Annotated in this window: 25 protein-coding genes, 5 tRNA genes and 1 pseudogene; 21 read left to right on the top strand and 10 right to left on the bottom strand. The window is 61.4% G+C overall.

Annotation, left to right across the window (positions count from 1 at the left end; genetic code table 11):
• Window positions 1–124 precede the first annotated feature (124 nt).
• The 7 genes from rluD to ACVWZP_RS16310 all read left to right on the top strand — a co-directional run bounded on the left by rluD (window position 125) and on the right by ACVWZP_RS16310 (window position 5,224).
• On the top strand, window positions 125–1,087 hold the full coding sequence (gene rluD, locus ACVWZP_RS16340) for a 23S rRNA pseudouridine(1911/1915/1917) synthase RluD (protein WP_017845479.1): 963 nt from the start codon (window positions 125–127) through the stop codon (window positions 1,085–1,087).
• Complete coding sequence (gene pgeF, locus ACVWZP_RS16335; RefSeq protein WP_017845478.1) at window positions 1,084–1,809, top strand: peptidoglycan editing factor PgeF; 726 nt, start codon at window positions 1,084–1,086, stop codon at window positions 1,807–1,809. Before rluD ends, pgeF begins: the two co-directional genes overlap by 4 nt.
• Window positions 1,810–1,940: 131 nt before the next feature.
• Window positions 1,941–4,505 (top strand): ATP-dependent chaperone ClpB, encoded by a 2,565-nt coding sequence (gene clpB / locus ACVWZP_RS16330; RefSeq protein ID WP_017845477.1) that lies wholly within the window; start codon window positions 1,941–1,943, stop codon window positions 4,503–4,505.
• Between the two features lie 304 nt (window positions 4,506–4,809).
• Window positions 4,810–4,885 (top strand) — tRNA-Asn (locus ACVWZP_RS16325).
• Window positions 4,886–4,895: 10 nt separating this feature from the next.
• Window positions 4,896–4,972, top strand: a tRNA-Pro gene (locus ACVWZP_RS16320).
• 5 nt (window positions 4,973–4,977) lie between these two features.
• Window positions 4,978–5,053, top strand: a tRNA-Lys gene (locus tag ACVWZP_RS16315).
• A gap of 94 nt (window positions 5,054–5,147) precedes the next feature.
• Window positions 5,148–5,224: transfer RNA gene (locus ACVWZP_RS16310), tRNA-Pro, on the top strand.
• 176 nt (window positions 5,225–5,400) lie between these two features.
• On the opposite strand, the gene ACVWZP_RS16305 is transcribed toward ACVWZP_RS16310, so the two are convergent.
• The 4 genes from ACVWZP_RS16305 to ACVWZP_RS16290 all read right to left on the bottom strand — a co-directional run bounded on the left by ACVWZP_RS16305 (window position 5,401) and on the right by ACVWZP_RS16290 (window position 8,720).
• Complete coding sequence (locus ACVWZP_RS16305) at window positions 5,401–6,699, bottom strand: NAD(P)/FAD-dependent oxidoreductase (protein WP_017845476.1); 1,299 nt, start codon at window positions 6,697–6,699, stop codon at window positions 5,401–5,403.
• A gap of 60 nt (window positions 6,700–6,759) precedes the next feature.
• Window positions 6,760–6,933, bottom strand: a complete 174-nt coding sequence (locus ACVWZP_RS16300; RefSeq protein ID WP_016976295.1) for a DUF3094 family protein — start codon at window positions 6,931–6,933, stop codon at window positions 6,760–6,762.
• Between the two features lie 90 nt (window positions 6,934–7,023).
• Window positions 7,024–7,653, bottom strand: a complete 630-nt coding sequence (locus ACVWZP_RS16295) for a DUF1780 domain-containing protein (protein ID WP_017845475.1) — start codon at window positions 7,651–7,653, stop codon at window positions 7,024–7,026.
• Window positions 7,654–7,817: 164 nt separating this feature from the next.
• Window positions 7,818–8,720 (bottom strand): GntR family transcriptional regulator, encoded by a 903-nt coding sequence (locus ACVWZP_RS16290; protein WP_457369938.1) that lies wholly within the window; start codon window positions 8,718–8,720, stop codon window positions 7,818–7,820.
• A 167-nt stretch (window positions 8,721–8,887) separates the two neighbouring features.
• Between ACVWZP_RS16290 and ACVWZP_RS16285 the strand changes: the two genes are divergently transcribed.
• The 4 genes from ACVWZP_RS16285 to ACVWZP_RS16270 all read left to right on the top strand — a co-directional run bounded on the left by ACVWZP_RS16285 (window position 8,888) and on the right by ACVWZP_RS16270 (window position 11,255).
• The gene (locus ACVWZP_RS16285; RefSeq protein ID WP_102617159.1) at window positions 8,888–9,637 is read left to right on the top strand and encodes a hydroxypyruvate isomerase family protein; all 750 of its coding nucleotides are present in this window, start codon (window positions 8,888–8,890) and stop codon (window positions 9,635–9,637) included.
• 172 nt (window positions 9,638–9,809) lie between these two features.
• Window positions 9,810–10,277, top strand: coding sequence for a hypothetical protein (locus tag ACVWZP_RS16280; RefSeq protein WP_057005137.1), 468 nt, complete (start codon window positions 9,810–9,812; stop codon window positions 10,275–10,277).
• Window positions 10,274–10,963: an energy-coupling factor ABC transporter permease gene (locus ACVWZP_RS16275; RefSeq protein ID WP_126587498.1), complete on the top strand. Its 690-nt coding sequence runs from the start codon at window positions 10,274–10,276 to the stop codon at window positions 10,961–10,963. The genes ACVWZP_RS16280 and ACVWZP_RS16275 overlap by 4 nt, the downstream gene beginning before the upstream one ends.
• 76 nt (window positions 10,964–11,039) lie before the next feature.
• Window positions 11,040–11,255, top strand: coding sequence for a hypothetical protein (locus ACVWZP_RS16270; protein WP_003171680.1), 216 nt, complete (start codon window positions 11,040–11,042; stop codon window positions 11,253–11,255).
• On the opposite strand, the gene yacG is transcribed toward ACVWZP_RS16270, so the two are convergent.
• From yacG to ACVWZP_RS16250, 4 genes are read right to left on the bottom strand one after another with little or no spacing between them, the layout of a single operon-like run.
• Window positions 11,252–11,452, bottom strand: coding sequence for a DNA gyrase inhibitor YacG (gene yacG / locus ACVWZP_RS16265; RefSeq protein WP_017845472.1), 201 nt, complete (start codon window positions 11,450–11,452; stop codon window positions 11,252–11,254). The genes ACVWZP_RS16270 and yacG overlap by 4 nt on opposite strands.
• The gene (coaE, locus tag ACVWZP_RS16260) at window positions 11,449–12,072 is read right to left on the bottom strand and encodes a dephospho-CoA kinase (protein ID WP_046384731.1); all 624 of its coding nucleotides are present in this window, start codon (window positions 12,070–12,072) and stop codon (window positions 11,449–11,451) included. The genes yacG and coaE overlap by 4 nt, the downstream gene beginning before the upstream one ends.
• The gene (locus ACVWZP_RS16255; protein ID WP_457369937.1) at window positions 12,069–12,935 is read right to left on the bottom strand and encodes a prepilin peptidase; all 867 of its coding nucleotides are present in this window, start codon (window positions 12,933–12,935) and stop codon (window positions 12,069–12,071) included. The genes coaE and ACVWZP_RS16255 overlap by 4 nt, the downstream gene beginning before the upstream one ends.
• Window positions 12,932–14,140 (bottom strand): type II secretion system F family protein, encoded by a 1,209-nt coding sequence (locus ACVWZP_RS16250; RefSeq protein WP_457369936.1) that lies wholly within the window; start codon window positions 14,138–14,140, stop codon window positions 12,932–12,934. The genes ACVWZP_RS16255 and ACVWZP_RS16250 overlap by 4 nt, the downstream gene beginning before the upstream one ends.
• A 201-nt stretch (window positions 14,141–14,341) precedes the next feature.
• On the opposite strand from ACVWZP_RS16250, the gene ACVWZP_RS16245 reads away from it, so the two are divergent.
• From ACVWZP_RS16245 to ACVWZP_RS16230, 4 genes are all read left to right on the top strand, one after another.
• Window positions 14,342–14,755: a pilin gene (locus tag ACVWZP_RS16245; RefSeq protein ID WP_017845468.1), complete on the top strand. Its 414-nt coding sequence runs from the start codon at window positions 14,342–14,344 to the stop codon at window positions 14,753–14,755.
• A 35-nt stretch (window positions 14,756–14,790) separates the two neighbouring features.
• Window positions 14,791–16,200, top strand: coding sequence for an O-antigen ligase family protein (locus ACVWZP_RS16240; protein ID WP_288077151.1), 1,410 nt, complete (start codon window positions 14,791–14,793; stop codon window positions 16,198–16,200).
• A gap of 39 nt (window positions 16,201–16,239) precedes the next feature.
• Window positions 16,240–16,315: transfer RNA gene (locus tag ACVWZP_RS16235), tRNA-Thr, on the top strand.
• 133 nt (window positions 16,316–16,448) lie between these two features.
• The gene (locus ACVWZP_RS16230; protein WP_017845466.1) at window positions 16,449–16,754 is read left to right on the top strand and encodes a DUF6388 family protein; all 306 of its coding nucleotides are present in this window, start codon (window positions 16,449–16,451) and stop codon (window positions 16,752–16,754) included.
• A gap of 43 nt (window positions 16,755–16,797) precedes the next feature.
• Here ACVWZP_RS16230 and nadC read toward each other — a convergent pair whose 3' ends face one another.
• The gene (gene nadC / locus ACVWZP_RS16225) at window positions 16,798–17,646 is read right to left on the bottom strand and encodes a carboxylating nicotinate-nucleotide diphosphorylase (protein WP_046384727.1); all 849 of its coding nucleotides are present in this window, start codon (window positions 17,644–17,646) and stop codon (window positions 16,798–16,800) included.
• A 242-nt stretch (window positions 17,647–17,888) separates the two neighbouring features.
• Between nadC and ACVWZP_RS16220 the strand changes: the two genes are divergently transcribed.
• From ACVWZP_RS16220 to ACVWZP_RS16195, 6 genes and pseudogenes are all read left to right on the top strand, one after another.
• Window positions 17,889–20,039, top strand: a complete 2,151-nt coding sequence (locus ACVWZP_RS16220; RefSeq protein WP_256823454.1) for a DUF1631 domain-containing protein — start codon at window positions 17,889–17,891, stop codon at window positions 20,037–20,039.
• Between the two features lie 61 nt (window positions 20,040–20,100).
• Complete coding sequence (gene ampD, locus ACVWZP_RS16215; RefSeq protein ID WP_017845463.1) at window positions 20,101–20,664, top strand: 1,6-anhydro-N-acetylmuramyl-L-alanine amidase AmpD; 564 nt, start codon at window positions 20,101–20,103, stop codon at window positions 20,662–20,664.
• Entirely contained in the window at window positions 20,661–21,497 is an 837-nt protein-coding gene (gene ampE / locus ACVWZP_RS16210) for a regulatory signaling modulator protein AmpE (RefSeq protein ID WP_457369935.1), read from the top strand. Before ampD ends, ampE begins: the two co-directional genes overlap by 4 nt.
• A gap of 196 nt (window positions 21,498–21,693) precedes the next feature.
• Window positions 21,694–22,833: pseudogene (locus ACVWZP_RS16205) on the top strand (HAMP domain-containing protein); the annotation flags it as partial.
• 144 nt (window positions 22,834–22,977) lie between these two features.
• Window positions 22,978–23,691, top strand: a complete 714-nt coding sequence (locus ACVWZP_RS16200; RefSeq protein WP_371918421.1) for a methyl-accepting chemotaxis protein — start codon at window positions 22,978–22,980, stop codon at window positions 23,689–23,691.
• A gap of 126 nt (window positions 23,692–23,817) precedes the next feature.
• Window positions 23,818–24,246, top strand: coding sequence for a hypothetical protein (locus tag ACVWZP_RS16195; RefSeq protein WP_017845460.1), 429 nt, complete (start codon window positions 23,818–23,820; stop codon window positions 24,244–24,246).
• Here the strand turns inward: ACVWZP_RS16195 and ACVWZP_RS16190 are convergent.
• Window positions 24,193–24,969 carry a TatD family hydrolase gene (locus ACVWZP_RS16190; protein ID WP_046384722.1) on the bottom strand — a complete coding sequence of 259 codons (777 nt, stop codon included), beginning with the start codon at window positions 24,967–24,969 and terminating at the stop codon, window positions 24,193–24,195. The genes ACVWZP_RS16195 and ACVWZP_RS16190 overlap by 54 nt on opposite strands.

Here is a 24,969-nt window from a genome sequence, read left to right as displayed (position 1 = left end):
GCTGTCTTGGGCGGGGCCGTCCTGTTATGATGAGCGCCCCGTTGAAAGCATCGGGGCAAAAGACGCCGTATTTAACCACAAGCGCGCAGCCGAAACCAAAGGCTGTGCCACGCCTAGTCTGAGCATGTCCGATAAAATTGAACTTCGCGCAGAGGTGCCGTCCGAATTGGGCGGCCAACGCCTCGATCAAGTCGCCGCACAATTATTCGCTGAGCACTCGCGCTCGCGCCTTTCCGCCTGGATCAAAGACGGCCGCCTGACTGTGGATGGAGCGGTTATCCGCCCGCGAGACATAGTCCATGGCGGTGCGATTCTTGAGCTGACTGCCGAGCAGGAAGCCCAGGGAGAATGGATCGCCCAGGACATCGAGCTGGACATCGTCTATGAAGACGACGACATCCTGGTCATCAATAAACCCGCAGGCCTGGTGGTTCACCCGGCGGCCGGGCACGCTGATGGCACCTTGCTCAATGCTCTGTTGCACCATGTGCCGGACATCATCAATGTCCCGCGCTGCGGCATCGTACACCGCCTGGACAAGGACACGACCGGCTTGATGGTGGTGGCCAAGACCATTCAGGCCCAGACGCAGCTGGTTACACAGTTGCAGAGCCGCAGCGTCAGCCGGATCTACGAGTGCATCGTGATCGGCGTCGTGGTGGCGGGTGGCAAGATCAATGCGCCTATCGGTCGTCACGGCCAGCAGCGCCAGCGTATGGCGGTGATGGAAGGCGGCAAGCAGGCCGTCAGCCACTACCGTGTGCTGGAGCGTTTCCGGTCCCACACCCATGTGCGGGTCAAGCTGGAAACCGGCCGTACCCACCAGATTCGCGTACACATGGCGCACATCAACTTCCCGTTGGTCGGAGATCCGGCCTACGGCGGTCGCTTCCGTATTCCGCCGGCGGCCAGTGTCACCATGGTTGAATCGCTGAAGTCCTTCCCGCGTCAGGCGCTGCATGCGCGGTTCCTGGAGCTGGATCATCCGACGAGCGGTAAGCGGATGAGCTGGGAATCGCCTCTGCCGGACGATCTGGTCTGGTTGCTGTCGCTGCTCAGGCAGGATCGCGAGGCATTTATCGGATGAGTGACTGGCTGATTCCTGACTGGCCCGCGCCGGCTCAGGTCAAGGCCTGCGTCACCACCCGTGCGGGCGGCGTCAGCCTGGCGCCGTTCGACAGCCTCAACCTGGGCGATCACGTCGAGGACAGCCCCGAGGCTGTGCTTGAAAATCGCCGTCGCCTCACCGAAGTCTTTCATGTCCGGCCGGCCTGGCTCCGCCAGGTCCACGGCGTGAACGTGGTCGAGGCCGACCCCGAGCGCATTGCCGAAGCCGACGGCAGTTGGACCAGCACGCCGGGCATCGCCTGCACCTCCATGACTGCCGATTGCCTGCCTGCGTTGTTCTGCAACCGCGCCGGCACACGCGTCGCCGCCGCTCACGCGGGTTGGCGTGGCTTGGCCGCGGGCGTGCTGGAGGCTACCGCCGAAAGCCTGCAAGCCGAGCCTGCCGACATATTGGTCTGGCTGGGCCCGGCCATTGGCCCGCAAGCCTTCGAAGTCGGCCCGGAAGTGCGGGAAGCGTTCGTGCAGCAACTGCCGGGCACCGCCCAGGCCTTTGTGCCCAGCCGCAACCCCGGCAAGTTCATGGCCGATATCTACCAGTTGGCCCGTTTGCGCCTGGCTGCCCGCGGTATCACTGCCGTTTACGGTGGCGGGTTCTGCACCGTGAACGATCCGCGCTTCTTTTCTTTCCGCCGCAGTCCACGCACGGGTCGGTTCGCCTCCCTTATTTGGCTGGAGCGCTAGACTCTTCTGATCTACGTCAACTGTCCGACGCTTGAATCTCCCAGAATCGACCACATCTATAGGGCTATCTGGCAGGTTTCTTCATTCAGGATGTGTTTGTAGCTCCGGCCTGCTCAAAAGGAAGGTGACTAATGCGTATTGATCGTTTAACCAGCAAACTGCAATTGGCCTTATCGGACTCCCAGTCCCTGGCAGTCGGCCTCGACCACCCGGCCATTGAGCCTGCGCACTTGATGCAGGCGCTCCTGGAACAGCAAGGTGGTTCTATCAAGCCCTTGCTGATGCAGGTGGGCTTCGACGTCAACAGCCTGCGCAAGGAGTTGAGCAAAGAGCTCGACCAACTGCCGAAAATCCAGAATCCTACCGGCGACGTGAATATGTCCCAGGACCTGGCGCGCCTGCTCAATCAAGCGGACCGTCTGGCCCAGCAGAAGGGCGACCAGTTCATCTCCAGCGAGCTGGTGCTGCTCGCCGCCATGGACGAAAACAGCAAGCTCGGCAAATTGTTGCTGGGCCAGGGCGTCAGCAAAAAAGCCCTGGAAAACGCCATCAACAACCTGCGTGGCGGCGAAGCGGTGAACGACCCCAACCACGAGGAGTCGCGCCAGGCCCTGGATAAATACACTGTCGACCTGACCAAGCGCGCCGAAGAAGGCAAGCTTGACCCGGTGATTGGCCGTGACGACGAGATTCGTCGCACCATCCAGGTCCTGCAGCGCCGTACCAAGAACAACCCGGTGCTGATCGGTGAGCCTGGCGTGGGTAAAACCGCGATTGCCGAGGGCCTGGCCCAGCGCATCATCAACGGTGAAGTGCCTGACGGCCTGAAAGGCAAGCGCCTGCTGTCCCTGGACATGGGGTCGCTGATCGCCGGCGCGAAATTCCGCGGCGAGTTCGAAGAGCGTCTCAAATCCCTGCTTAACGAGCTGTCGAAGCAGGAAGGGCAGATCATTCTGTTTATCGACGAGCTGCACACCATGGTCGGCGCCGGTAAAGGCGAAGGCTCGATGGACGCCGGCAACATGCTCAAGCCTGCCCTGGCGCGGGGTGAGTTGCACTGCGTGGGTGCCACCACGCTCAACGAATACCGCCAGTACATCGAGAAGGATGCAGCCCTTGAGCGGCGTTTCCAGAAAGTGCTGGTGGAAGAGCCGAGCGAAGAAGACACCATCGCGATCCTGCGGGGCCTGAAAGAACGCTATGAGGTCCACCACAAGGTAGCGATCACTGACGGCGCGATCATTGCGGCGGCGAAATTGAGCCATCGCTATATCACCGACCGGCAGTTGCCCGACAAGGCCATCGACCTGATCGACGAAGCGGCCAGCCGTATCCGCATGGAGATCGACTCCAAGCCGGAAGTGCTCGACCGTCTGGATCGGCGCCTGATTCAACTGAAAGTCGAATCCCAGGCACTGAAAAAAGAAGAGGACGAAGCGGCGAAAAAACGCCTGGAAAAACTCCAGGAAGAAATCCTCCGCTTGGAGCGCGAGTATTCGGACCTCGAGGAAATCTGGAACGCGGAAAAAGCTGAAGTACAGGGTTCGGCACAGATCCAGCAAAAGATCGAGCAGTCGCGCCAGGAGCTGGAAACCGCACGCCGTAAGGGCGACCTGAACCGCATGGCCGAGTTGCAGTACGGGGTGATCCCGGACCTGGAACGCAGCCTGCAGATGGTCGACCAGCATGGTCACAGCGAGAACCAATTGCTGCGCAGCAAGGTGACCGAGGAAGAAATTGCCGAAGTTGTCTCGAAGTGGACCGGTATCCCCGTGTCGAAAATGCTCGAAGGCGAGCGCGACAAGCTGATGAAGATGGAAAGCCTGTTGCACCAGCGCGTCATCGGCCAGGAAGAGGCGGTGGTGGCGGTGTCCAACGCAGTACGGCGTTCCCGTGCCGGGTTGTCCGACCCGAATCGCCCAAGTGGCTCGTTCATGTTCCTCGGCCCGACCGGTGTGGGTAAGACCGAGTTGTGCAAGGCCTTGGCCGAGTTCCTCTTCGACACCGAAGAAGCCATGGTGCGGATCGATATGTCCGAGTTCATGGAGAAACATTCCGTGGCTCGCCTGATCGGGGCGCCACCGGGCTACGTAGGCTACGAGGAAGGCGGTTACCTGACCGAAGCGGTACGGCGCAAGCCCTACTCGGTGATCCTGCTGGATGAGGTCGAGAAGGCCCACCCGGACGTGTTCAACATCTTGCTGCAGGTGCTGGAAGATGGCCGGCTGACGGACAGCCACGGACGTACTGTGGATTTCCGCAACACGGTGATCGTGATGACCTCCAACCTGGGGTCGGTGCAGATCCAGGAACTGGTGGGCGATCGTGAAGCCCAGCGCGCAGCCGTGATGGATGCGCTGACCACGCACTTCCGCCCGGAATTCATCAACCGGGTCGATGAAGTGGTGATCTTCGAGCCTTTGGCGCGGGATCAGATCGCGGGCATCACCGAGATCCAGTTGGGCCGCCTGCGCAGCCGTCTGGCCGAGCGCGAGCTGGCGCTGGAGCTGAGCCCCGAGGCGTTGGACAAGCTGATCGCGGTCGGTTACGACCCGGTGTATGGCGCACGGCCGTTGAAGCGTGCGATCCAGCGCTGGATCGAAAACCCGCTGGCCCAGTTGATTCTGTCGGGCAGCTTTATGCCGGGCACCAGCGTCAAGGCCACGGTGGAAAACGACGAAATCGTCTTCCACTGAGTTCGGTCGGTCGGGCTATAAAGAGAGGGCCTCGCGTTGCGAGGCCTTTTTTTTCGATAGGGCGTTGAACTGTAAGGCAAAGGCTTGTAAAGTGCGCCCCGCAGCAACGTCAGCCCACGGGTTTCTTCTCCCCAAGAAGAAATCAGAAAGAAGCGCAAATCATTGTCTTAAAAGCAATTTAAAGGGTTGACAGGGGTTTTTAAGATTGTAGAATAGCGCGCCTCAGAGACGCGAACGTAGCGATACGGACGCATCGAAGAGAAGGTTACACCGCAGTAAAAGTTGTACATTTGAAATGTGTAGTTCCGTGATAGCTCAGTCGGTAGAGCAAATGACTGTTAATCATTGGGTCCCAGGTTCGAGTCCTGGTCACGGAGCCAATTTCAAAACCGGGGTATAGCGCAGTCCGGTAGCGCGCCTGCTTTGGGAGCAGGATGTCAGGAGTTCGAATCCCCTTACCCCGACCATTTTTGGGTCGTTAGCTCAGTTGGTAGAGCAGTTGGCTTTTAACCAATTGGTCGTAGGTTCGAATCCCACACGACCCACCATTTTTGAAACCAGTTAACGCTGGAATCAGATCTTAAGATCATCGGCCAAAAGCCCTGATCGAAGAAGGCGGCTGAGAGGTCGCCTTTGTTTTACCGGGGTATAGCGCAGTCCGGTAGCGCGCCTGCTTTGGGAGCAGGATGTCAGGAGTTCGAATCCCCTTACCCCGACCATATTAAAAATCCTCGTATCGAAAGATACGGGGATTTTTTTTGCCTGAAATTATCCCAAATCCAACACAACACCAATGTGGGAGGGGGCTTGCTCCCGATAGCAGTGTGTCAGCCACTCATTATTTAGCTGACTCACCGTCATCGGGAGCAAGCCCCGTCCCACATTGACCGCGTGTTTAGTGAAGTTTGAGACGTGGCTCAGTTCCGCGTCCAATCCGGCTGCCCAGCATCAGCATCGCCGTGCGGAAGACGCCATACAGCGCCATCTGGTGCATGCGGTACAGCGACACATAGAACATCCGCGCCAACCAGCCTTCCAACATCACGCTGCCTGTGAGGTTGCCCATCAGGTTACCCACCGCCGAGAAGCGCGACAGCGAGATCAGCGAGCCGTAGTCGGTGTACTTGTACGATGGCAGGTCCTTGCCTTCGATCCGCAGCTTCAACGATTTGGCCAACAATGAAGCCTGCTGGTGCGCGGCCTGGGCGCGTGGCGGTACGTTGCGGTCGGTGCCGGGTTGCGGGCAGGCGGCGCAGTCACCGAAGGCGAAGATGTTTTCGTCGCGGGTGGTTTGCAGTGTCGGCAGCACCTGCAGTTGATTGATGCGGTTGGTTTCCAGGCCGTCGATGTCCTTGAGGAAGGCGGGCGCACGGATGCCGGCGGCCCACACTTTCAGGCTGGCCGGAATCACTTGGCCGCTGCTGGTGATCAGCGCGTCGGCCGTCACTTCGCTGACCGCCGAGTTGGTCAGCACCGTCACGCCGAGCTTCTCCAGGGTTTTATGCACCGGTCCGCCGATCCGCTCTGGCAGGGCAGGCAGGACCCGTGGGCCGGCTTCGATCAGGGTGATGTGCATGTTTTCCGGTTTGATCCGGTCCAGCCCGTAGGCTGCCAGTTCATGGGCGGCGTTATGCAGTTCGGCCGCCAGTTCAACCCCGGTGGCGCCAGCGCCGACGATGGCCACGCTGATCTTTTCCACCACGTCGGTTTGTCCGGCATGGGCGCGCAGGTAGTGGTTGAGCAACTGCTGATGGAAGCGCTCCGCCTGTTTGCGCGTGTCGAGGAACAGGCAGTGTTGCGCCGCGCCTTCGGTGCCGAAGTCATTGGTGGTACTGCCGACCGCGATCACCAGGCTGTCGTAGCCCAGCACGCGCGCAGGCACCAGTTCGCGGCCTTCTTCGTCGAGGGTCGCGGCCAGTTGGATTTTCTTCTGTTCACGGTCGAGCCCGCTCATGCGCCCCAGCTGGAACTCGAAGTGGTTCCATTTGGCCTGGGCGACATAATTGAGTTCGTCTTCCGAAGAGTTCAGCGAGCCTGCGGCCACTTCGTGCAGCAGCGGTTTCCAGATATGGGTCAGGTTGGTGTCCACCAGCGTGATGCTGGCGGTGCCGCGCTTGCCCAGAGTCTTACCCAGGCGGGTAGCCAACTCCAGGCCGCCGGCGCCGCCGCCGACGATAATAATACGATGGGTCATGGGGATATCTCGCAAGGCTAAAAGAAATCGAAGCGGTTACCCCCGCGAGCGCCAGGCAGCTCATAGCGTCAGGTAACTCAAAAGGCGGCTCAGCAGGCCGAGCCCGATCACCACCACCAGCACCACACCAAGGAGCAGCCACGGCCGGAAAGGCTTGCGCTCGACTCGGTTCTGGGAGAGTTGCAGGTACTCTTCGACATGCTGTTGGTCGTCGGGGTTCAGGCGGCTGGTCATATAAGGCCTCGTCAGGTAGACGTTGCAAAAGGGCGCCACGTTACAGTCAGGGGGTTGGCGGTATCGCCATAAGCGTAGCCTGTGCTCGCGTCACAGGCTGATGCCCACGTCGAACACGATGCTGCGCCCCAGATTGTTGCGCAAGAAATCCGGCGCGTCCGGGTGGGCGAACAGTACCCGGGCAAACGTCGGCCCCACCAGCGACAGCGAGCGCCAGCCCTGGCGCAAGTATTCGGTGGGCGGTGGGAAATGACTGTTGAGGTCCAGCACCTCGCGCTTGAGGCTGGCGAAGGCGACGATATCCAGCTCGCCCAGGTCCATCCCGCGTTCTTTGTAGTTGTGCGCTTTTTTGCGCAGGGTCGGCGCCAGGCGCAGCAGGAATTCATGGGCCGGAATCCGCCGCGGCTTGGCTTCGCGCCTGACCAGTTGGCTGAGGGAAAACGCACTGCGTCGACGCAGCAATTCGTCGCGCCACTCATCGTTCAGACGGCGTCCTTCGTCCAGCACGAAAAACACTTCGAAACTGGCGTCACGAAACAGCACGTCCGGCGGTTCTTGCCCGGCGGCATGAAACTCTTCGGCGCGGTACGGCACGTTCAAGCCTTGCAGCAGGCGCTGGCAGACCCAACGCTCACGCTCCCATTTACGGGCATTGGACAGGAACGCATTGGCTTGTTCGGCTGCCACGGTGAGCAGGCGCAAATAATCTGAGTCATCCATGCGTGCAGCTTAGCGCCCAAATGTGATCTTAAAAACATACTCCGTCGCGAAAAAATAAAGTCTGTCGTTCGCTGTTTTGTATTTTGTTATCGCAGGGAACAATCATGCTAAGCTGATGTGCGAATTTCAGAGCGCGCGCGGTTCATCGATGCCAGCGGTGCTCTCTAGATCCCATCACTTTTTGGCAGGATGCCCTGATGAGTTTTGAGTCGGCCCACTTCGTCCAGGTGCCTCCAGAGAAACTGCGCGGCTTCTTCGCGGCGACCGGACTCGATGAGGTTGAGCAAATGGATGTGCTCCTGGCATTGCGTCACAAGGCGACTGCGATCGACGTTCGCTTTGTAGCTCATGAAGCGCCGGAGCTGGTTCTGCTGGCGGAGAGCATCCATGAAAAAGACATTCCCCGAGCACTGCACGATCAGTTCGTGGAACTGGGCGCCGATTTGGAACAGTTGGGCGCGGGACAGCGTGTTGATGCCCCCGTCGATCAGGGCCTGTTGTTGCTGCCTGGCTTGGGCAAATGCGGTTTGGTTGACCTGATAGCCGGGTTCGAGCAGGGCCGCCGGCTCGATAGCCATGCGGAAACGGTAGCTCTGGATGTGAGCCGTCGTGCTATGCACGAAGTCTTTGAGCTCCCATCCTTGCCCCGGTTTGCGCTCCACCATGGCTTCGCCAGCCAGTCGGTTCAATACCTTGAGCAATTGCCCTCGAGGCACGTCGTAACGCCGCAACAGTTGGGCTTCGAAAAACTGGGCGGGTATTTCACCAGCCAAAATATCGTCGACTACGCGAAGATAAAAGTCTTCGAAAGGGTCGCTGGCCAGAGGGAATGCGGACTCCTGGATATCCCCAGCGTCTTGCTTCAGAAAGTAGCCGCGATTGGGTTCTTGAGTCGCAAGATCCCACTCGGCAAGCAAGGCAAACACTCGTCGGATAGGCGAGCGCGAAACGCCCAGCGCTTGAGCGAACGTCTGCTCGCGCAATGGCTCGCCGGCCCGCATCGAGCGGGCGCGAACCATGCCGATGACCTTCGGTGCCAGCTGCAAGGCAAGGTCTTTCTTGATCACAGGCTCTCTCTTGAATGGTCGGCGTCAGTCCGTGCCTGTCGGGGCAGGGCCACATCGAACTGGGGTGGGAAAATACCATACCCGGAAGCGCCGAGTATCTGCGCCGAAGACGCAGGAACTTGTGGAACAACTTTTTAAAGCTCCTTTCCAGGACGGATACCTGCCTTATGCTGAAATTCAACGCTCACCTTGGCTTTCAATTCAATGAATTGCCATTTCTGCAACGCATCGAAGCCGCCGCCGCCGCTGGTTTTCGTGCGGTTGAGTTCCCGTCGCCTTATGAGTTCGACGCAAGTCTGCTTGCAGATCATTTGGCTCAACACAACTTGCCGTTGATTCAATTTTCCGCTCCGGCGGGCCTGACCAAAGGCATCGCGGCCTTGCATGGCAAGGAAGGCGATTTTCGCAGTGGCTTGCTCCAGGCCGCCAACTATGCAAAGGCGCTGGGCTGTTCGGACGTCCACATCATGTCGGGCATTACCACTCGGGATGACGCGGCGCTCATCTACGAGAGCAACCTGGAATACACCGTCAAGTATTTTGAAGACCAGGGTTTGCGGCCATTGATCGAAGTCATCTGCGCGCAGGAAATGCCGGGCTATTACATGTCCGACTTCAGCAAGGCGCAGCACGTTCTGGAGACGTTCCCGAGTGTCGGGCTGATTCTTGATCTGTACCACGCTCAGCGCCTGACTGGAGACGCGGCGGATGTCCTGGCGCGGTTTTACGAACGAACCGCGCATGTGCAAATCGCCGACTGTCCGGGGCGTCATCAGCCGGGCACGGGGAGCATGGATTTCTGCGCGCTGTTCACCACATTAGAACAGCGCGGTTATCAGGGATGGATCGGCTGTGAATACCGCCCGACCGGCGTCACGGTTGAAAGCTTGGATTGGATCAAGCCGTTCACTGCTTAGTTGGCGATGCGTCGGAGGCGCAACCAGGGGCGGCAAGAGCATCCTGATTGCTCAGTGTTCGCTTGCTGCCCGCGCTGTGGTTTTTCCGCATTCGTTCAGACTGCAGGAGGTCCCAGGGAGAAAGCCCGGTGTAGACTGTCGACTCGGTTTTTTCCCAAGCATGAGGTGTGCAGTGAAGTTTTTCGCCGTGCTGTTGTTGAGCCTGTTGCCCGTGTGGGCCCAGGCGGTTGAAGTGGGTGAGCGCGTGGCGCCCTGGACGCTGCTGGATCAGTTCGATCAGGCCTACACCCTGGATGACCAGGCACAGGTCCTGTTGGTGGCCCGCAGCATGGATGCCGCCAAGCTGGTGGACGCCGCCCTGCAAGGCCAGCCCAAAGGCTATCTCGAAGCACGGCATGGGGTGTTTGTCGCGGATATCCAGCGCATGCCTCGGCTGGTCGCCAAGCTGTTCGCGGTGCCGGCCATGCAGTCCTACAACTACCGGGTCATGCTGGACCGGGACGCACGCATCGCTCCGCGTTATCCCGCGCCTGTGGATAAGGTGCTGTGGCTGCAACTGAATAACGGCAAGCTGACAGCGCGCCACGAGTACGGCTCTGCGGCTGAACTGCGCGAGGCTCTGGAGCAGGTGAAACCGTGATCAGTGCCGCGGTGCTGGCGCCGGGAACCCTCGGCATCGGCTGGCTGTTGTACGCGCCGGTGCTGTTGTGGGCGATCTTGCGTTCGCCGTGGGTCGAGCTGTTTACTGACCGGCGGCGCCAGCATTTGCTGTTCGGTACGGTGTTCGCGTTATTCATGTTGTGGTTGGTGAGGCGGGACTTCGATACCGGGGTCTCCTACCACTTTATCGGCATGACGGCCGTGACCCTGCTGCTCGACTGGCCGCTGGCAATCGTCGGCGGTTTCGCCGCGCAGTTGGGCTTGCTGTTGCTGGGTCGCCAGGACCTGGCGGCCGTGGGCCTCAACGGCCTGCTGCTGGTCGTGCTGCCGGTGCTGGTCACTGAAACCTGCGCGGTGCTTGTCGAGCGGGCACAACCGCGTAACCCGTTCGTCTACATCTTCTGTTCTGGCTTTTTTGCCGCCGCTTTGTCGGCGTTGCTCTGCCTATTGGCCGGGCTGGGGGTGTTGTGGTTCGACGGGCGTTTCGCGATGCCGGAATGGCTGGAGGATTTTGTCGGTTACCTGTGGCTGATCATCTTCCCCGAGGCCTTCATCAACGGCATGGTCATCAGCGCCCTGGTGGTGTTTTGCCCGGAATGGCTGGAGACATTCAACCGCACGCGCTACCTCTCGGCGCCCTGGAAAGACGACAATTCGCAGACTTGACTCAGATCAAATCGCGCCCAGCGTGGCGGGCCCATGCTTTGCGAAACTTTTCCTGAGCAAGATGGGAGCACGGATCATGAGTGTGTATGAATGGGCACGTCAGGAGTTGCGCAGAAGCCAGGACGCGGCACAAGAAATCGGCTTTGATCCAGGCTTGACCTTGCGCGCGATGCTCAGCGCGGTGGTGCAGCAGAGCAAGGGCGTGCGCAGTTTCGAAGACCTGGCCGACGAGTTGCAATACCTGGCAGAGAACCTCGACGACCAGCAGGAATATGCCTTTATGCGGCCTTAATGGCGCGGTGGCAGGTCTTCGGAAAACAGCTCGTCTTCGGCGTCCGGCGCCACGGGGATCTTATGTTCCTCAGCGGCCCAGGCACCCAGGTCGATGAGCTTGCAACGGTCCGAGCAGAACGGCCGGTTGAGGTTGGTCGCTTTCCATTCCACGGGTGCGCCGCAGGTTGGGCATTCGACGGTCAAGGGTTGGCTCATGATCGGCCTCCACGCAAAGTAAGGTAAAAGTGGTGCAGTCGTTCGACCTCGCTGTGCAACCAGGCGAGGTCGCGGTCATTGACCAGCACGTCATCGGCATGGCTCAGGCGCTCTTCGCGGCTGGACTGGGCCTTGAGTATCGCCTGCACCTGTTGTTCGCTGATGCCGTCGCGCTGCAGGGTACGCTGAATCTGCAGGGATTGCGGCACGTCGATCACCAGGATGCGTTGGGTCATGCTGTGCTGGCCGGATTCGATCAGCAGCGGCGACACCAGGATCGCGTAAGGCGAGCGCGCACGCGCCAGGTGGTTGCGAATCTCTTCGCCAATCAACGGGTGCAGCAAGGCTTCCAGCCAGCGGCGTTCTTGCGGCACTTCAAAGATCAACTTGCGCAATGCGGCGCGGTCCAACTGGCCGTCGGGCTGCAGCACGCCGGCACCGAAGTGTTCGACAATGCTGGCGAGCGCCGGCCGGCCGGGTTCGACCACCCAGCGCGCGGCGTGATCGGCGTCTACCAGGTCTACGCCGAGGTCGCTGAAGTGCTGGGCCGCGGCGCTCTTGCCGCTGCCGATGCCGCCCGTAAGGCCAAGAATCCAGGGTGTTGCAACAGGAGTGGTCATTTGAAACCGACAGACTGCAAATAGAAGTCGGTTATTTGACCACCCCAGAGCACGGCAGTCCAGCCGGCAATTGCCAGATAGGGACCAAACGGCATCGGCGTGGCCGCCTGGATCTTGCTCCGACGCAGCAGGATCAGCCCGCCGCACACGCCCACCAGCGATGACATCAGCAGCGTCATCGGCAGGATTTGCCAGCCACCCCAGGCGCCGAGCAGCGCCAACAACTTGAAGTCGCCGTAGCCCATGCCGTCCTTGCCGGTGGCCAGCTTGAACAGCCAGAACACCGTCCACAGGCTCATGTAGCCGATCACCGCACCCCACAGTGCATCGGGGAGGGGCACCAGCAGCTCGACGCTGTTAAGCATCAGCCCCAGCCACAACAGCGGCAGGACCAGCACGTCGGGCAGCAGTTGGTGGTCGACGTCGATCAGGCTCATCGCCAACAAGCCCCAGCTCAACAGCATCACTGCGCCCGCTTGCCAGCCAAAGCCGAAATGCCAGGCCACCACGGCCGAGATCAACCCGCACGCCAGTTCGGTCAAGGGATAACGCGCACTGATCGCTTCGCGGCAATGGGCACAGCGGCCCCGGAGCATCAGGTAGCTGAGTAGCGGGATGTTTTCCCACGGCCGAATCGGCTGATTGCAGTGTGGGCAGCAGGAATTGGGCTGCATCAGGTTGTATCTCGGCCCGACGGGGTCGCCGGGCAAACCGAGCACTTCATGGGCCTGTGCGCGCCATTCCCGTTCAAGCATTTTCGGCAGGCGCCACACCAGCACGTTGAGGAAACTGCCCACGATCAAGCCCAGCACCATTGCCATGGCGACAAAAGCCCACGGCTGCTGGCTCAACAGCAGGCTCAAAATGCCGTACCGAGTTGGAAGACCGGCAGGTACAGGGCGATTACCAAAGCGCCGACAATCCCGCCGAGCACCACCATGATCAGCGGTTCCATCAGGCTGGTGAGTTGGTCGACCAGCGTGTCGACGTCCGACTCATAGTGGCTCGCGACTTTTTCCAGCATGTGTTCCAGGGTGCCGGATTCTTCACCAATCGCCGTCATCTGGATCGCCATGCCAGGGAACAGACCGCTGGTAGCCATGGCCCGATTCAACGGCATGCCTGTGGATACATCGTGACGCATATGTTCGATAGCCTGTTTGAATAGCTGGTTGCCGGCAGCGGCGGCCACTGAATCCAGGGCCTGCACCAAAGGCACTCCGGCCGCGAACGTAGTTGAAAGCGTGCGCGCGTAGCGGGCGACCGCCGACTTTTTCAGCAGTGTGCCTGCCAGGGGCGCTTTCAACAAACCGGCATCCAGCCAATGACGAAAACCCGGCGATACGCGATAGGCCCGGCGCAACCCCAGACCTCCCACGCCCAGGCTGAGCGCCAGCATCCACCAGGCTTGTTGCAGGAACTCGGACAAGGCAATCACGTACCGAGTAAAACCGGGCAACTCGCTGTCGACGCTGGTGAACAGGTTCTGGAATTGCGGCACCACATGGATCAGCAAGAGACTGCTGACGAGGCAGGCGACCACGATGACCGCGATGGGGTAGGTCATGGCCTTCTTGATCCGGGCCTTGAGCCGTTCGCTCTTTTCCAGGTGATCCGCCACCCGCTCCAGAAGGGTTTCCAGGGCGCCGGCCTGCTCACCCGCTGCCACCAGGTTGCAGTACAGGTCATCGAAGTAGCGCGGCTGTTTGCGCAGGGCCGACGCCAGGGTATTCCCGGCGCCGATCTCCTGTTTCAGGCCTTTTACCAGCCTGTACATGTGGCGGTTGTCGAAGCCTTCGCTGATCACGTCGAGGGCTTGCAGCAAGGCAATGCCGGCCTTCAGCAGTGTCGCCAGTTGGCGGGTGAACAGGGCAATGTCCGCCGGTTTGATCGGCGCAGCGAGGCTTGGCAGGCCGGCGGATTGTTTGCGCACGCGGCCAGGGCAAATCCCCTGCTGGCGCAGATGTGCCTTGACCCGCGCGAGGTCGTGGCCGACGGTTTGCCCGGACACCCTGCGTCCCTGGCGGTTGATGCCTTCCCAGGCGTATGTCGTGGCAGCGTTGGTCATGTCTCTGTTCCGCACACAGGTCGTCGAATCTTTATAGCGTAGCCAGGTGACGGATTCGGATTGCTCGGCGTTCAACGATAAAATGTCAGATTGTGCGTCTTGGACGCGATTGGCCGCTCGCGGGTGAGTACACTGGCGCGGCTGCACGATACGGGGCGCAGGACGCGCCTTGTCATGGGTTCTGTTCTGGAGAGGAATGTGATGCGTCAGAAAGGTTTTACTTTGATCGAGTTATTGATCGTCGTGGCAATCATCGGCATTTTGGCCACCATTGGCTTGCCCATGTACACCACGCATCAGGCCAAGGCCAAGTTCACGGCCGGGCTGGCTGAAATCACCGCGTTGAAAGCCGGCTACGAGGATGTATTCAACCAAGGCACAGTACCAACCGTGGCATTGATCGGTGGCACCAGCCCGACCGCCAATTGCAAGATCGATGTGGCAGGGGATGTCGCCACCGGCGCCGGTTCCATCAGTTGCGAAATACTCGACGCCCCGGCACCGGTACTGGGCAAGACCATTACCCTGACGCGCAGCGCCACCGCCGGCTGGAAATGCGCCACGACGGCAGAGGCCAAGTACGCCGCCAAAGGGTGTGGCGCCGACGGGGCATGACTGCCAAACCCTGCGCACGGACGTAAAGGTGGCCGATGTCGTTATCCCCGCAGCAGCGCGACAAGACGTTCCTGGTGATTGCAGCGTGCTTGCTCGCGCTGGGTATCTGCGCACCGTTCAGCGGGCATGACTGGCAGCGCGCAATGCAGGTGGCCATGGGCCTGGGCGCGGTGGTGTATGGGCTGACGGTCGTTCCCGTCGAGCGTCTGGTGGACCGGCCGACGGCCCTGGGCCTGGTGCTGATCGTTGGGCTGGGCCTGGTGTCATCGGCACTGGCCCATCAGCCGCTCTGGGCCTTCACCGAGGTCGCGCTGTTCATCAGCTGTGGGGCGATCGCCGTCGCGGTTGCCCTGCTGCGCCGACGCGCGGGTGAGCCGTTGGACCGCGTGCTGATCCTGATGGTGGTGCTGCTGTGCCTGATCAAGTCGATCCAATACCTGTATGCCGGCGCGCTCGCCTTCGCCAGTGGTGCGCGGGTTCTTGATCCGGACGCGTTGCTGTCCGGGTTTTCCAACAAGCGCTTCTACGGTCAATTCCAGACCTTCACCCTGCCATTGCTGGCGCTGCCCTTGCTGATGCCCAAGGTCTCCCGCTCCGTGCGCGGCGCGGTGTTTGCGTTGCTGTGTGTGTGGTGGTTGATCGCGATCAGCGGCGGCACCCGCGGCACCTGGCTCGGCATGGCGGTGGCCGGGGTGGCATTGGCGCTGCTCGGGCCGTGGGGGCGACGCTGGTTGGCCTGGCAATTGGCTGCGGTGTGCGGCGGTTTGTTGCTGTATACGGCGTTGTTCACGCTGTTGACGGGTGCGCTGGGTGTCGAGGTCGGCAGTGGCGTCAGCGATCGCCTCACCACTTCGCTGTCGGGGCGTGGCCCGATCTGGTGGCAGGCCTGGCACATGATCGTCGAGCGTCCGTGGCTGGGGTTCGGGCCGATGCATTTCGCGGATATCGCCAACCCGATCGCCGCGCACCCGCACCAGGCAATCCTGCAATGGGCCAGCGAGTGGGGCGTTCCCTCGGCCTTGTGCGTGGCTGCCTTGGCGTGGCGCGGTGGCTGGGCCACCCTCCGCGTGTTGCGGGCGCGGGCTTGTTCTACAGAGCGCGTGGACTTGCTGCGCGGGTGCCTGTTCGCGGCATTGCTGGGCGCGCTCACGCAAGCAATGGTCGACGGCGTCATCGTGATGCCCAACTCGCAGGTCTGGTTGGCGCTGGTGGTGGGCTGGTTGATGGCGCTGCACGTGTGGCGCGCCGCTCCTGGCGCGTCGCTGCCGTGGGCCTGGGCAGGGTGGCGGGTGGCGGCGGTGCTGTCCGTTGGCCTGCTGGTGTGGGTCGTGATGCGTGATGCCCCGCACATCGAGCAAGCCCAGCAAGACTATCTTGAAGGTGGCAACCAACACCTGCAGCCGCGCTTCTGGGCCCAAGGGGTGATTGCCCTGCGACGTCAGTGAGTTGCCGGACGCCCGATGCGGTGCTAGCTTTAGCCCACCGCCCGTGTAGCTCAGCCGGTAGAGCAGCGCACTCGTAACGCGAAGGTCGCAGGTTCGATTCCTGTCTCGGGCACCAAAGCAACACCGTTTTCAGATGATCCCAGAATGGTTCTGAAGGCCAGGCGAGTCGGCATTCGTGCCCGCTCTTTTGTATCTGCGCAACCTTGATGACCCAGATGCATCCCCATTCCTCGATCTAAGAGAACAACATGACCACGACTGAAATGACCCAGGAAGTTCGGCACCAAGCAGCCCTCGACAAATACCTCGGGGAATCGCCGCAGCTTAAAGAAGAGATCAAGGACCTGAGCGCTGACGATCAGCGCGACCAGATCCAGTGGGCATTCGAGGACGAGGCCGAGAGCCAGGGCCTCCAGCCATGGGAGCTGAGCCTCAAGTACACCTCGTCAGCGGACGAGTTCGAAGCCGCACGGCTGGCCTTGCACCAAGAGGCGGCTGAAGTGCTCGGTGTCGAATGGGAAGAGTATTGCGAGATGAATAACCTGGTGGTCTGAACCGCTGTTGCAGGAGCCGGCAACCCGGCTCCTGCAACGGGCTTCAGATACTGAGGCGCATCGACAGGTCCACCGCTTTCACATCCTTGGTCATCGCGCCGATGGAGATGTAGTCCACCCCGGTTTCAGCGATGGGCAGCAGGGTTTTTTCGTTGATCCCGCCGCTGGCTTCCAGCTTGGCTTTGCCGCCGTTCAGGCGCACGGCTTCACGCATGTCATCCAGGCTCAGTTCGTCGAGCATGATGATATCGGCGCCCGCCGCCAACGCTTCGCGCAATTCGTCCAGGCTTTCCACTTCGACTTCCACCGGTTTGCCCGGGGCGATCTTGTGCGCGGCCGAAATCGCCTGGGCGATACCGCCACAGGCGGCGATATGGTTTTCCTTGATCAGGAACGCGTCATACAAACCGATGCGATGGTTGTGGCAACCGCCACAGGTCACGGCGTATTTCTGCGCCAGACGCAGGCCCGGCAGCGTCTTGCGCGTGTCGAGCAACTTGACCTGGGTGCTCGCGACGCTATCCGCCAGGTACTGGGCGCGTGTGGCGACGCCGGAGAGCATCTGCAGGAAATTCAGCGCGCTGCGTTCGCCGCTGAGCAGCGAACGTGCCGGGCCTTCGAGGTGGAACAGTGCCTGGTTGGGGCTGACGCGTTCACCGTCGGCCACCAGCCAATGCACCGCGACCCGCGGGTCCAGTTGGCGGAACACCGCGTCCACCCAGGCCGTGCCAGCGATAACGGCCGCATCGCGGGTGATGATCGTGGCCTTGGCCAGCCGTTCGGCCGGGATCAATTGCGCGGTGATGTCGCCGCTGCCGATGTCTTCGCGCAGTGCGCGGCGCACGTTGGCTTCGATTTCGGCGGTGAGGTCGGCAAGACGGAGATTCGGCATAACAGGCTCCACAAACAAAGTGCGCCGATTATAGGGGCTGTGCGCGTTTGAACCCAGTGGCGTGCTCATTTACAGCGCTATGACAGAGTTCGCTGGCGCAACGACCCCCATTTGCAAGATAATCTCGCGCCTTGCAATTGGCGTCATAGCTTTGACGTCCTGGTGGTAACCGGATATTCGCAGTGCCCAACTGGGCCTGCCCCGACTTTGCCCTACCCACACCGCCGTTTCAGGAGGCCTGGATGCACAACGACGGAAAGGTGGTGCCGATCAATAAGGCACAGACCACGCCATCGCCGCTCGCGCGCCTACCGGTGGTGTTGCTGCAGGTTCGCGACAAGGCTGCGCAGCAACTGCAGCAAGGTTTGCAGGAGCTGTTCGATAACGCCGACGACACCCTGTTCGAAATGGCCGACAAGGCCCTTAACAACGTCGACCACCATATTTTCTTTGAAGCCATGCGCGACCTGCGTCTCAAGCGCAAGAATTTCGAGCGCGTGTTCATGGGGCAACTGTTCGAGGCCTTCGCCAACCTGGGCGGGGCAGGGCGCGGTGAACGGCAGTTGGTGCCGGTGGTGTCCTACGACAAGGTGCCCGGCATCCTCAGGGACGACCTGGAAAAAGCCCTGGCGCTGGAGGCAATGCTCGGGCGGGTGCAGCATCGCGACGGCCTCGCCCTGGGGCAACTGACCACTCGCCTGGGCGCCTTGCTCGACAGGTCCATGGATGACTGCGAGAACCCCCTGGGGCCGGCGCTGCTGTGCGAGTTTTTCCTGCGCGCGGGGCGCAGCCTGGGCGTGGAAATTCGCGTCAAGCTGGTCATGCTCAAGCTCTTTGAAAAGTACGTGCTCAGCGACGCCGACCACCTGTACGGTGAGGCCAATCAGTTGCTGGTCGCCACCGGCGTGCTGCCTGAACTCAAGGCGGTGCCGGCCCGTCGTTCCGGCGGGCGCGTACCGTGCAAGCACACGCGCGAAGCCCGGTTGCCGAGCGCCGACCAGCCAGTCGACGAAAATGGCGAGCACGCCTTTTCTACCTTGCGAGCGCTGCTGGGCGCCGTGCGCGGCAGTGTCGCGCCGACCCTGGAAGCCAGTGCCGAGCCCCAGCCCATTGCCACCCGCGACCTGCTGCGGCTGTTGTCCCATTTGCAGCAATACGTGCCGGAGCCGGATGTCGAGGACGACTTCGATCTGCGCAACCAGTTGAAGCAACTGCTGACCCGAGTCAGCGTCAAGAGCGGCAAATCCCGGGTCGTGGAAGAGGCCGACGAAGACGTGATCAACCTGGTCGCGCTGTTGTTCGAATTCATCCTCAATGACCATGCCGTCCCGGACGCCTTCAAAGCCTTGATCGCCCGGTTGCAGATCCCGATGCTCAAACTGGCGGTGCTGGACAAGAGCCTTTTCAGCCGCGCCGGCCATCCGGCGCGGCGGCTGCTCAACGAAATCGCCGGTGCCGCCATCGGTTGGAGCCCGGCTGAGGGTAACCCGCGTGACAGCCTGTACCTGCGCATCGAGCAGGTGGTGCAGCGGTTGCTGAATGATTTTGCCGAAGACCCGGCGATTTTTTCCGAACTGCTGTCGGAGTTCTGCGCGTTTACCGCTGACGAGCGCCGGCACAGTGCATTGCTCGAACAGCACACCCGCGATACCGAGGAAGCGCGCCTGCGTAACGAGGCGGCCCGACAGCGCGTGGCCGACGTGCTGAACCGGCGTTTGCTGGGCAAGGTCCTGCCGCGCTCGGTGGTGCAGTTTGTGCAACAGGCCTGGAGCCAGGTGCTGTTGCTGGCCAGCCTCAAGCACGGTGAGCAATCGGTGCAGTGGCAGGCGGGGCTGCGCACCCTGGACGAGTTGATCTGGAGCGTTAGCCTGCACGACGACACCGAGGCCGGGCGGCATCTGCTGGAGCAGTTGCCGGCGTTGCTCAAGGCCTTGCGCGACGGGATGAGCGGCGCGGGGTTCGACCCTTTCAGCACCCGTGAGTTCTTTGTTCGGCTGCAGGCCTTGCATGTTCAGGCGTTCGAGGGCGGCGAGAGGTTGATCGAGGTGCAGGAGCCCTTCGTGTTCGACTCTGGCTTGCCCGATGCCGCGCAGGACCTGGCCGCGGATGATCCCGACCTGCTCAAGGTGCGCCAATTGCGCGTCGGCGTTTGGCTGGAGTTCCTGGAACCCGAGGAAACCGCTCTGCGCGGCAAACTGAACGCGATCATGGCACCGGCCGATCGCTATGTTTTCGTCAACCGCGCCGGGCTCAAGGTACTCGAGCGCAGCGCCGGCCAACTGGCCCTGGCGTTCAAGCGTGGTGCGTTGCGTATCCTGGACGAAGCCCTGCTGTTCGAGCGTGCGCTGGCGACGGTGGCGGGTAACTTGCGTCAACTCAATCGCGGCAAGTGATCGCAACCATAGGGCTGAACGCGGCATACTGGTCAGACTTAGTCACGTTCAAGGAACCTGTATGCAGTTGGACCCCGCCAGCGGTTGGTGCCAGGGCGTTCGTCATTGCCCTTCGCCCAACTTCAACGAGCGCCCCGCAGGTGAAGTCTCGCTGTTGGTGGTGCATAACATCAGCCTGCCGCCGGCGCAGTTCGCCACCGGCAAGGTGCAGGAATTTTTCCAGAATCGCTTGGATGTCACGGAACATCCTTACTTTGCAGGGATTGCCGACCTACGCGTGTCAGCGCATTTTCTGATTGAACGCGACGGAGGGGTGACGCAGTTTGTGTCCTGCCTCGACCGCGCCTGGCATGCCGGGGTTTCCAGCTTCGAGGGGCGCGAAACGTGCAATGACTTTTCCCTGGGGATCGAGTTGGAAGGTACGGATGACCTGCCGTTTACCGATGCCCAATATGCGTCACTGATCGACCTGACACGTCAGTTGCTGGCGACTTACCCGGGCATCACCCGTCAGCGCATTTGTGGTCACAGCGATATCGCCCCGGGGCGCAAGACCGATCCCGGGCCCGCTTTTGATTGGATGCGCTTTCGCAGCGCCCTGCAGGATGGAGGACACGCACAATGAGTTTCCTGGTGTTGGTGCTGGCGGTCTGGATCGAGAAATTCTCGGCCTTGCGCCAAAAGTTGCAGCGCGACGGCAGATGGCTGCGCGAACTGGCCAGATTGGAATCGAGCCCGCGCCTGGGCGAACAGCCCTGGTTGATTCTGGCGCTGCTGGTGTTGCTGCCGGTGGCCGTGCTGGCGTTGTTGCTGCTGGTGCTGGAACCGGTGGCCTACGGCCTGTTGGCGCTGCCGGTGCATTTGCTGGTGCTGATCTACAGCCTGGGGCGCGGTGATCTGCTGGCCGGGCTTGGCCCGTTCCGCGATGCCTGGCGGCGCGGCGACCTGCAGGCCGCCGAGCATGTGGCCGAGCGTGACCTGAAGGTCGCTGCCGACAGTGGCGAGCAGTTACTGGAGCGTGTCCAGGGGTATCTCTTGTGGCAGGCCTATCAGAGCTTCTTTGCGGTGATCTTCTGGTATTTCCTGTTGGGCCCGGTCGCTGCCCTGGCCTATCGCCTGCTGGCGCTGGCCAGCGAACACAGTCAGAACCCTCTGGTGGCCGAGCGTGCCGCGCAACTGCGGCATGCCTTTGACTGGTTGCCGGTGCGCTTGCTGGCGGCGAGCTTCGCCTTGGTGGGCAACTTTGTCGCGGTCAGCCGAGTGATGCTCCACGAGCTGTTGAGCTGGGACATCAGTGCCGCGCAACTGGTGAACAAAGTCGGCCTGGTGGCCGCCGAAATCCCGCCGCCGGTGGCGGGGGCCGACGGCATCAACAGCCTGGATCGCCTGTGGGAACTGCTGCTGCGCGCGGCGGTGCTGTGGTATGCCGGTTTCGCCATCTGGACCGTGTTGCCCTAGCGGTCACGCTCAATCCCTGTGGGAGCAAGCCTGCTCCCACAGCGCGTTAACTTTACGTTACAAAACTCCCTTGCGATTTGAGCTATACAAGCAGAGCGCCAAATAGTGGCTATCTGCCGCCGCCCTGCGCCTCAAATAAAAATAATAGGAAGGGAGTTCACCTGTGAAGAGCTTGCTCTATCCCGCCGTCGCGCTGATGAACCGCCTGAGCTTCGGCATGAAGTTCAGTTTGATCAGCGTGTTGTTCCTGTTGCCGATGCTGGCGACCAACTATTTCCTGGTGCGCGATTCCTGGCGTGAATTCCAGGGCACCCGCATCGAACTGCAAAGCCTGGATTTGCTCGGCAGCAGCCTGGCCTTGCGCCGTGACCTGGAAACCCTCAACAACCAGGTGCAGATCAACGCGACCCTCGGCCAATCCGGCAAGGCGGGCGATCTGGAGGGCGCGATCAACACCCTGGAACAGAGTGTGCTGGCGCGCCTGCAAGGCCTGAGCGCGATGGCCACCGACCCCGAGCAAGTCGCCGTCTTCGACGCCAAGCGCGACGAACTGGTCGGCGCCTTCAAGGCACAGCAACAGGAGTCATCGCTACAGAGCAAAAGTGCGCTGATCGGCAAACTGCTGAACAAGGCGCAGATGCTCAGCCAGATCATCGCCAGCCAATCCGGCTTGAGCCGCGACCCCCAGAGTGATCTGCGCCAGCTCAGCGAACTGATCACCGGCGTCACGCCGCAAGTCACCCAGACGTTGGGCGAAGGGCGGGCAATGGGCGCGTACTCCCTCGGCCAGGGTTTTCTCAACTCCTCCTCCAGCACGCGCTTCGACGAGCTGTTGCAGCAGTTGGAAAAACTCCAGGCCGAATACGGCTTGAAGCTGCAGGACGCCCTGGGCTCCAGCAAAGCCGCCCACACAGCGCTCGACAGCCTGGCCAAGGCCAGCAACGCGAGCCTAAAGCAAGGCAGTGAACTGTTTGAAGAGCAGGTGGTGATGGCCGAAACCCTCGACGCACCGTGGCAGGGCTTCTACGACGACGTGAGTCAACTGATGGCCCAGACCTACCAACTCAATGAGGCCACCCTGGGTTTCCTCGGACAACAGTTGGAGCAACGGCTGACGCAAAACCGCACGCACATGGTCGTACTGGTGTCGGCCCTGGCGGCGGTGTTTTTGCTGATCTTTTATCTGTACGCCGGTTTCTATGCCTCGACGCGCACCACGTTGCGGCGCTTGGGGGCGATGATGGACAAGGTGGCGGCGGGCGATATGACCGTCACGTTTGTCGCCCGCAGCCGCGACGAGTTGGGCGAACTGGGCCAAGTGTTCAATGGCACCGTGGCCAAGATCCACGACCTGATCGAGCGCGTCGGGCACACCGTCAGCCAGGTTGAGTTGCAGGCCGGCCAGGTCGAGGCGGTCTCGGCCCGCAGTAACCAGGCGGTTTCCGGGCAGCGCAGCCAGATCGAACAGGTGGCGACGGCCATGAACCAGATGTCCTCCACCGCCCAGGAAGTGGCACGCAGCGCGGCCGCGGCGGTGAGCAGCGCCCATAGCGTCAACGATGAAACCGTCAGCGGCCGTGGCCTGGTGCAGTCCCAGCAAGGCAGCATTGCGCGGTTGGCATCGGAGATCGATGAGTCGGTACGCGTGATCAATCAACTGGCCACCGACAGCCAATCCATCAGCAGCGTGCTGGAAGTGATCAAGAGCATCGCCGAGCAAACCAACCTGCTGGCGCTCAACGCCGCGATCGAAGCGGCCCGCGCCGGGGAGCAGGGCCGCGGCTTTGCGGTGGTGGCCGATGAAGTGCGGACCCTGGCCCGGCGTACCCAGCACTCCACTGAAGAGATCGAGCAGATGATCAGCCGCTTGCACAGCGGTGTCGGCGCGGCGGTCAAGGCCATGGGCACCAGCCATGCCATGGCTGAAGGCACCGTGGGCCAGTCGGAAAAGGTCCAGCAGGCCCTGGAAAATATTCTCGGCGCCGTCGGCATGATCGTGGATCAGAACCAGCAGATTGCCGCCGCCGTCGAGCAGCAAACCGCGGTCGCCCACGACATTGACCGCAACATCGTCGAGATCAACCGCGCCGGAGAGCATGCGGCCGACGGTGCGTACCAGACCGAAGCGGCCAGCCGGCAGTTGTCGCAGCAGGTGATCGAGCTGAAGCAACTGATCGGCGCATTTCGGGTGTAGGGCCTGTTAGTAGGATTTGTCCTTTGTGGTTGTGGTGTTTGTCTTAATTTTGCGACGTATCTTTTCTGGCGGCGTGAATAGGTGAAAATTTGTTTCACCTGGTCACAGTCCCAAGGAGGCACGGCGATGATTGCTGCATTCGGTATCAGAGGGCGCTGTGCCCGATGCGACATGACGTTTGAACTCAAGCCTTGGCAGTTGAACGCGATTGCCATCGACGAGCCGTTCGAGTGCGTGTATTGCCAGTCGGGCCTGCAGTTGCGGTGTCGCAAACAGCAGCGTCAATTTCGTGCGCTGGACCAGTGGGCGCTGGTTCGCCCGAGCATGATCATCCTGACCTGCGTGACCTTGCTGGTGGCACTGGTGGCGGAGTGGGTGGGGTTGCTCAGTGTGATCGAGCAGCTCAACCTTTCACTGGTGACGGTGCTGATCCACTGCCTGGTGCTGCGTTTTGCCCGCCATCGGCAACGCATGACCCTGGACCTGCAGGCCGTCAGCCCGCTACCAATTGAACAGCTCGCACGCGTTGCGTGTGCTCGCCTGCGCCAGCGATAACGGGCTCAGGCCCATGCGCTCGGCCAACGCGGCGCAGATCTCGGGCAGGTGTTCCGGGCTGTTGCGCTGGCCGGGGTGCATGGCGGGGGCCATGTCCGGTGCATCGGTTTCCAGTACCACGGCTTCCAGGGGCAGTTGCGCGAGTACTTTGTGCATGCGCAGCGCCTGTGGCCAGGTGGCCGCGCCGCCCAGGCCCAGTTTGAACCCCAGCTTGATGTACTCGCGCGCCTCTTCGCGGCTGCCGGCGAAGGCGTGGATGATGCCGCCCCGTGGCAGGCGGATGCGCTTGAGGGTGGCGATCACGGCGGCATGGCTGCGGCGCACATGCAGCAGGGCCGGCAGTTGGAAATCCACGGCCATCTTGAGTTGGGCTTCGAACAGGTGTTGCTGGCCTTCACGGTCGAGATGTTCGAGGAAGTAATCCAGGCCGATCTCACCCACCGCGCACAATTGCCGATGGCCCCGCAGGCGGGTCAGCCAGTCGCCCAGGGCCGTCAGGTCGGCGGGGCGATGCTCGTCGAGGTACACCGGGTGCAGGCCGAAGGCTGCGAACAAACCTTCATCGTCTTGCACCAGATCCCACAGTCGTTGCCAATTTTGCTGATACACCCCCAACACCACCATGCGCTTTACGCCGAGTTGGCGGCTGTGCGCGAGGACTTGCCGGCGATCGCTGTCGAAGTCCGGGAAGTCCAGGTGGGTGTGGGTGTCGATCAGCTCCAC

It is taken from the genome of Pseudomonas sp. TE36184 (assembly GCF_054060055.1).
This window is presented reverse-complemented; position numbering and strand designations above follow the sequence as displayed.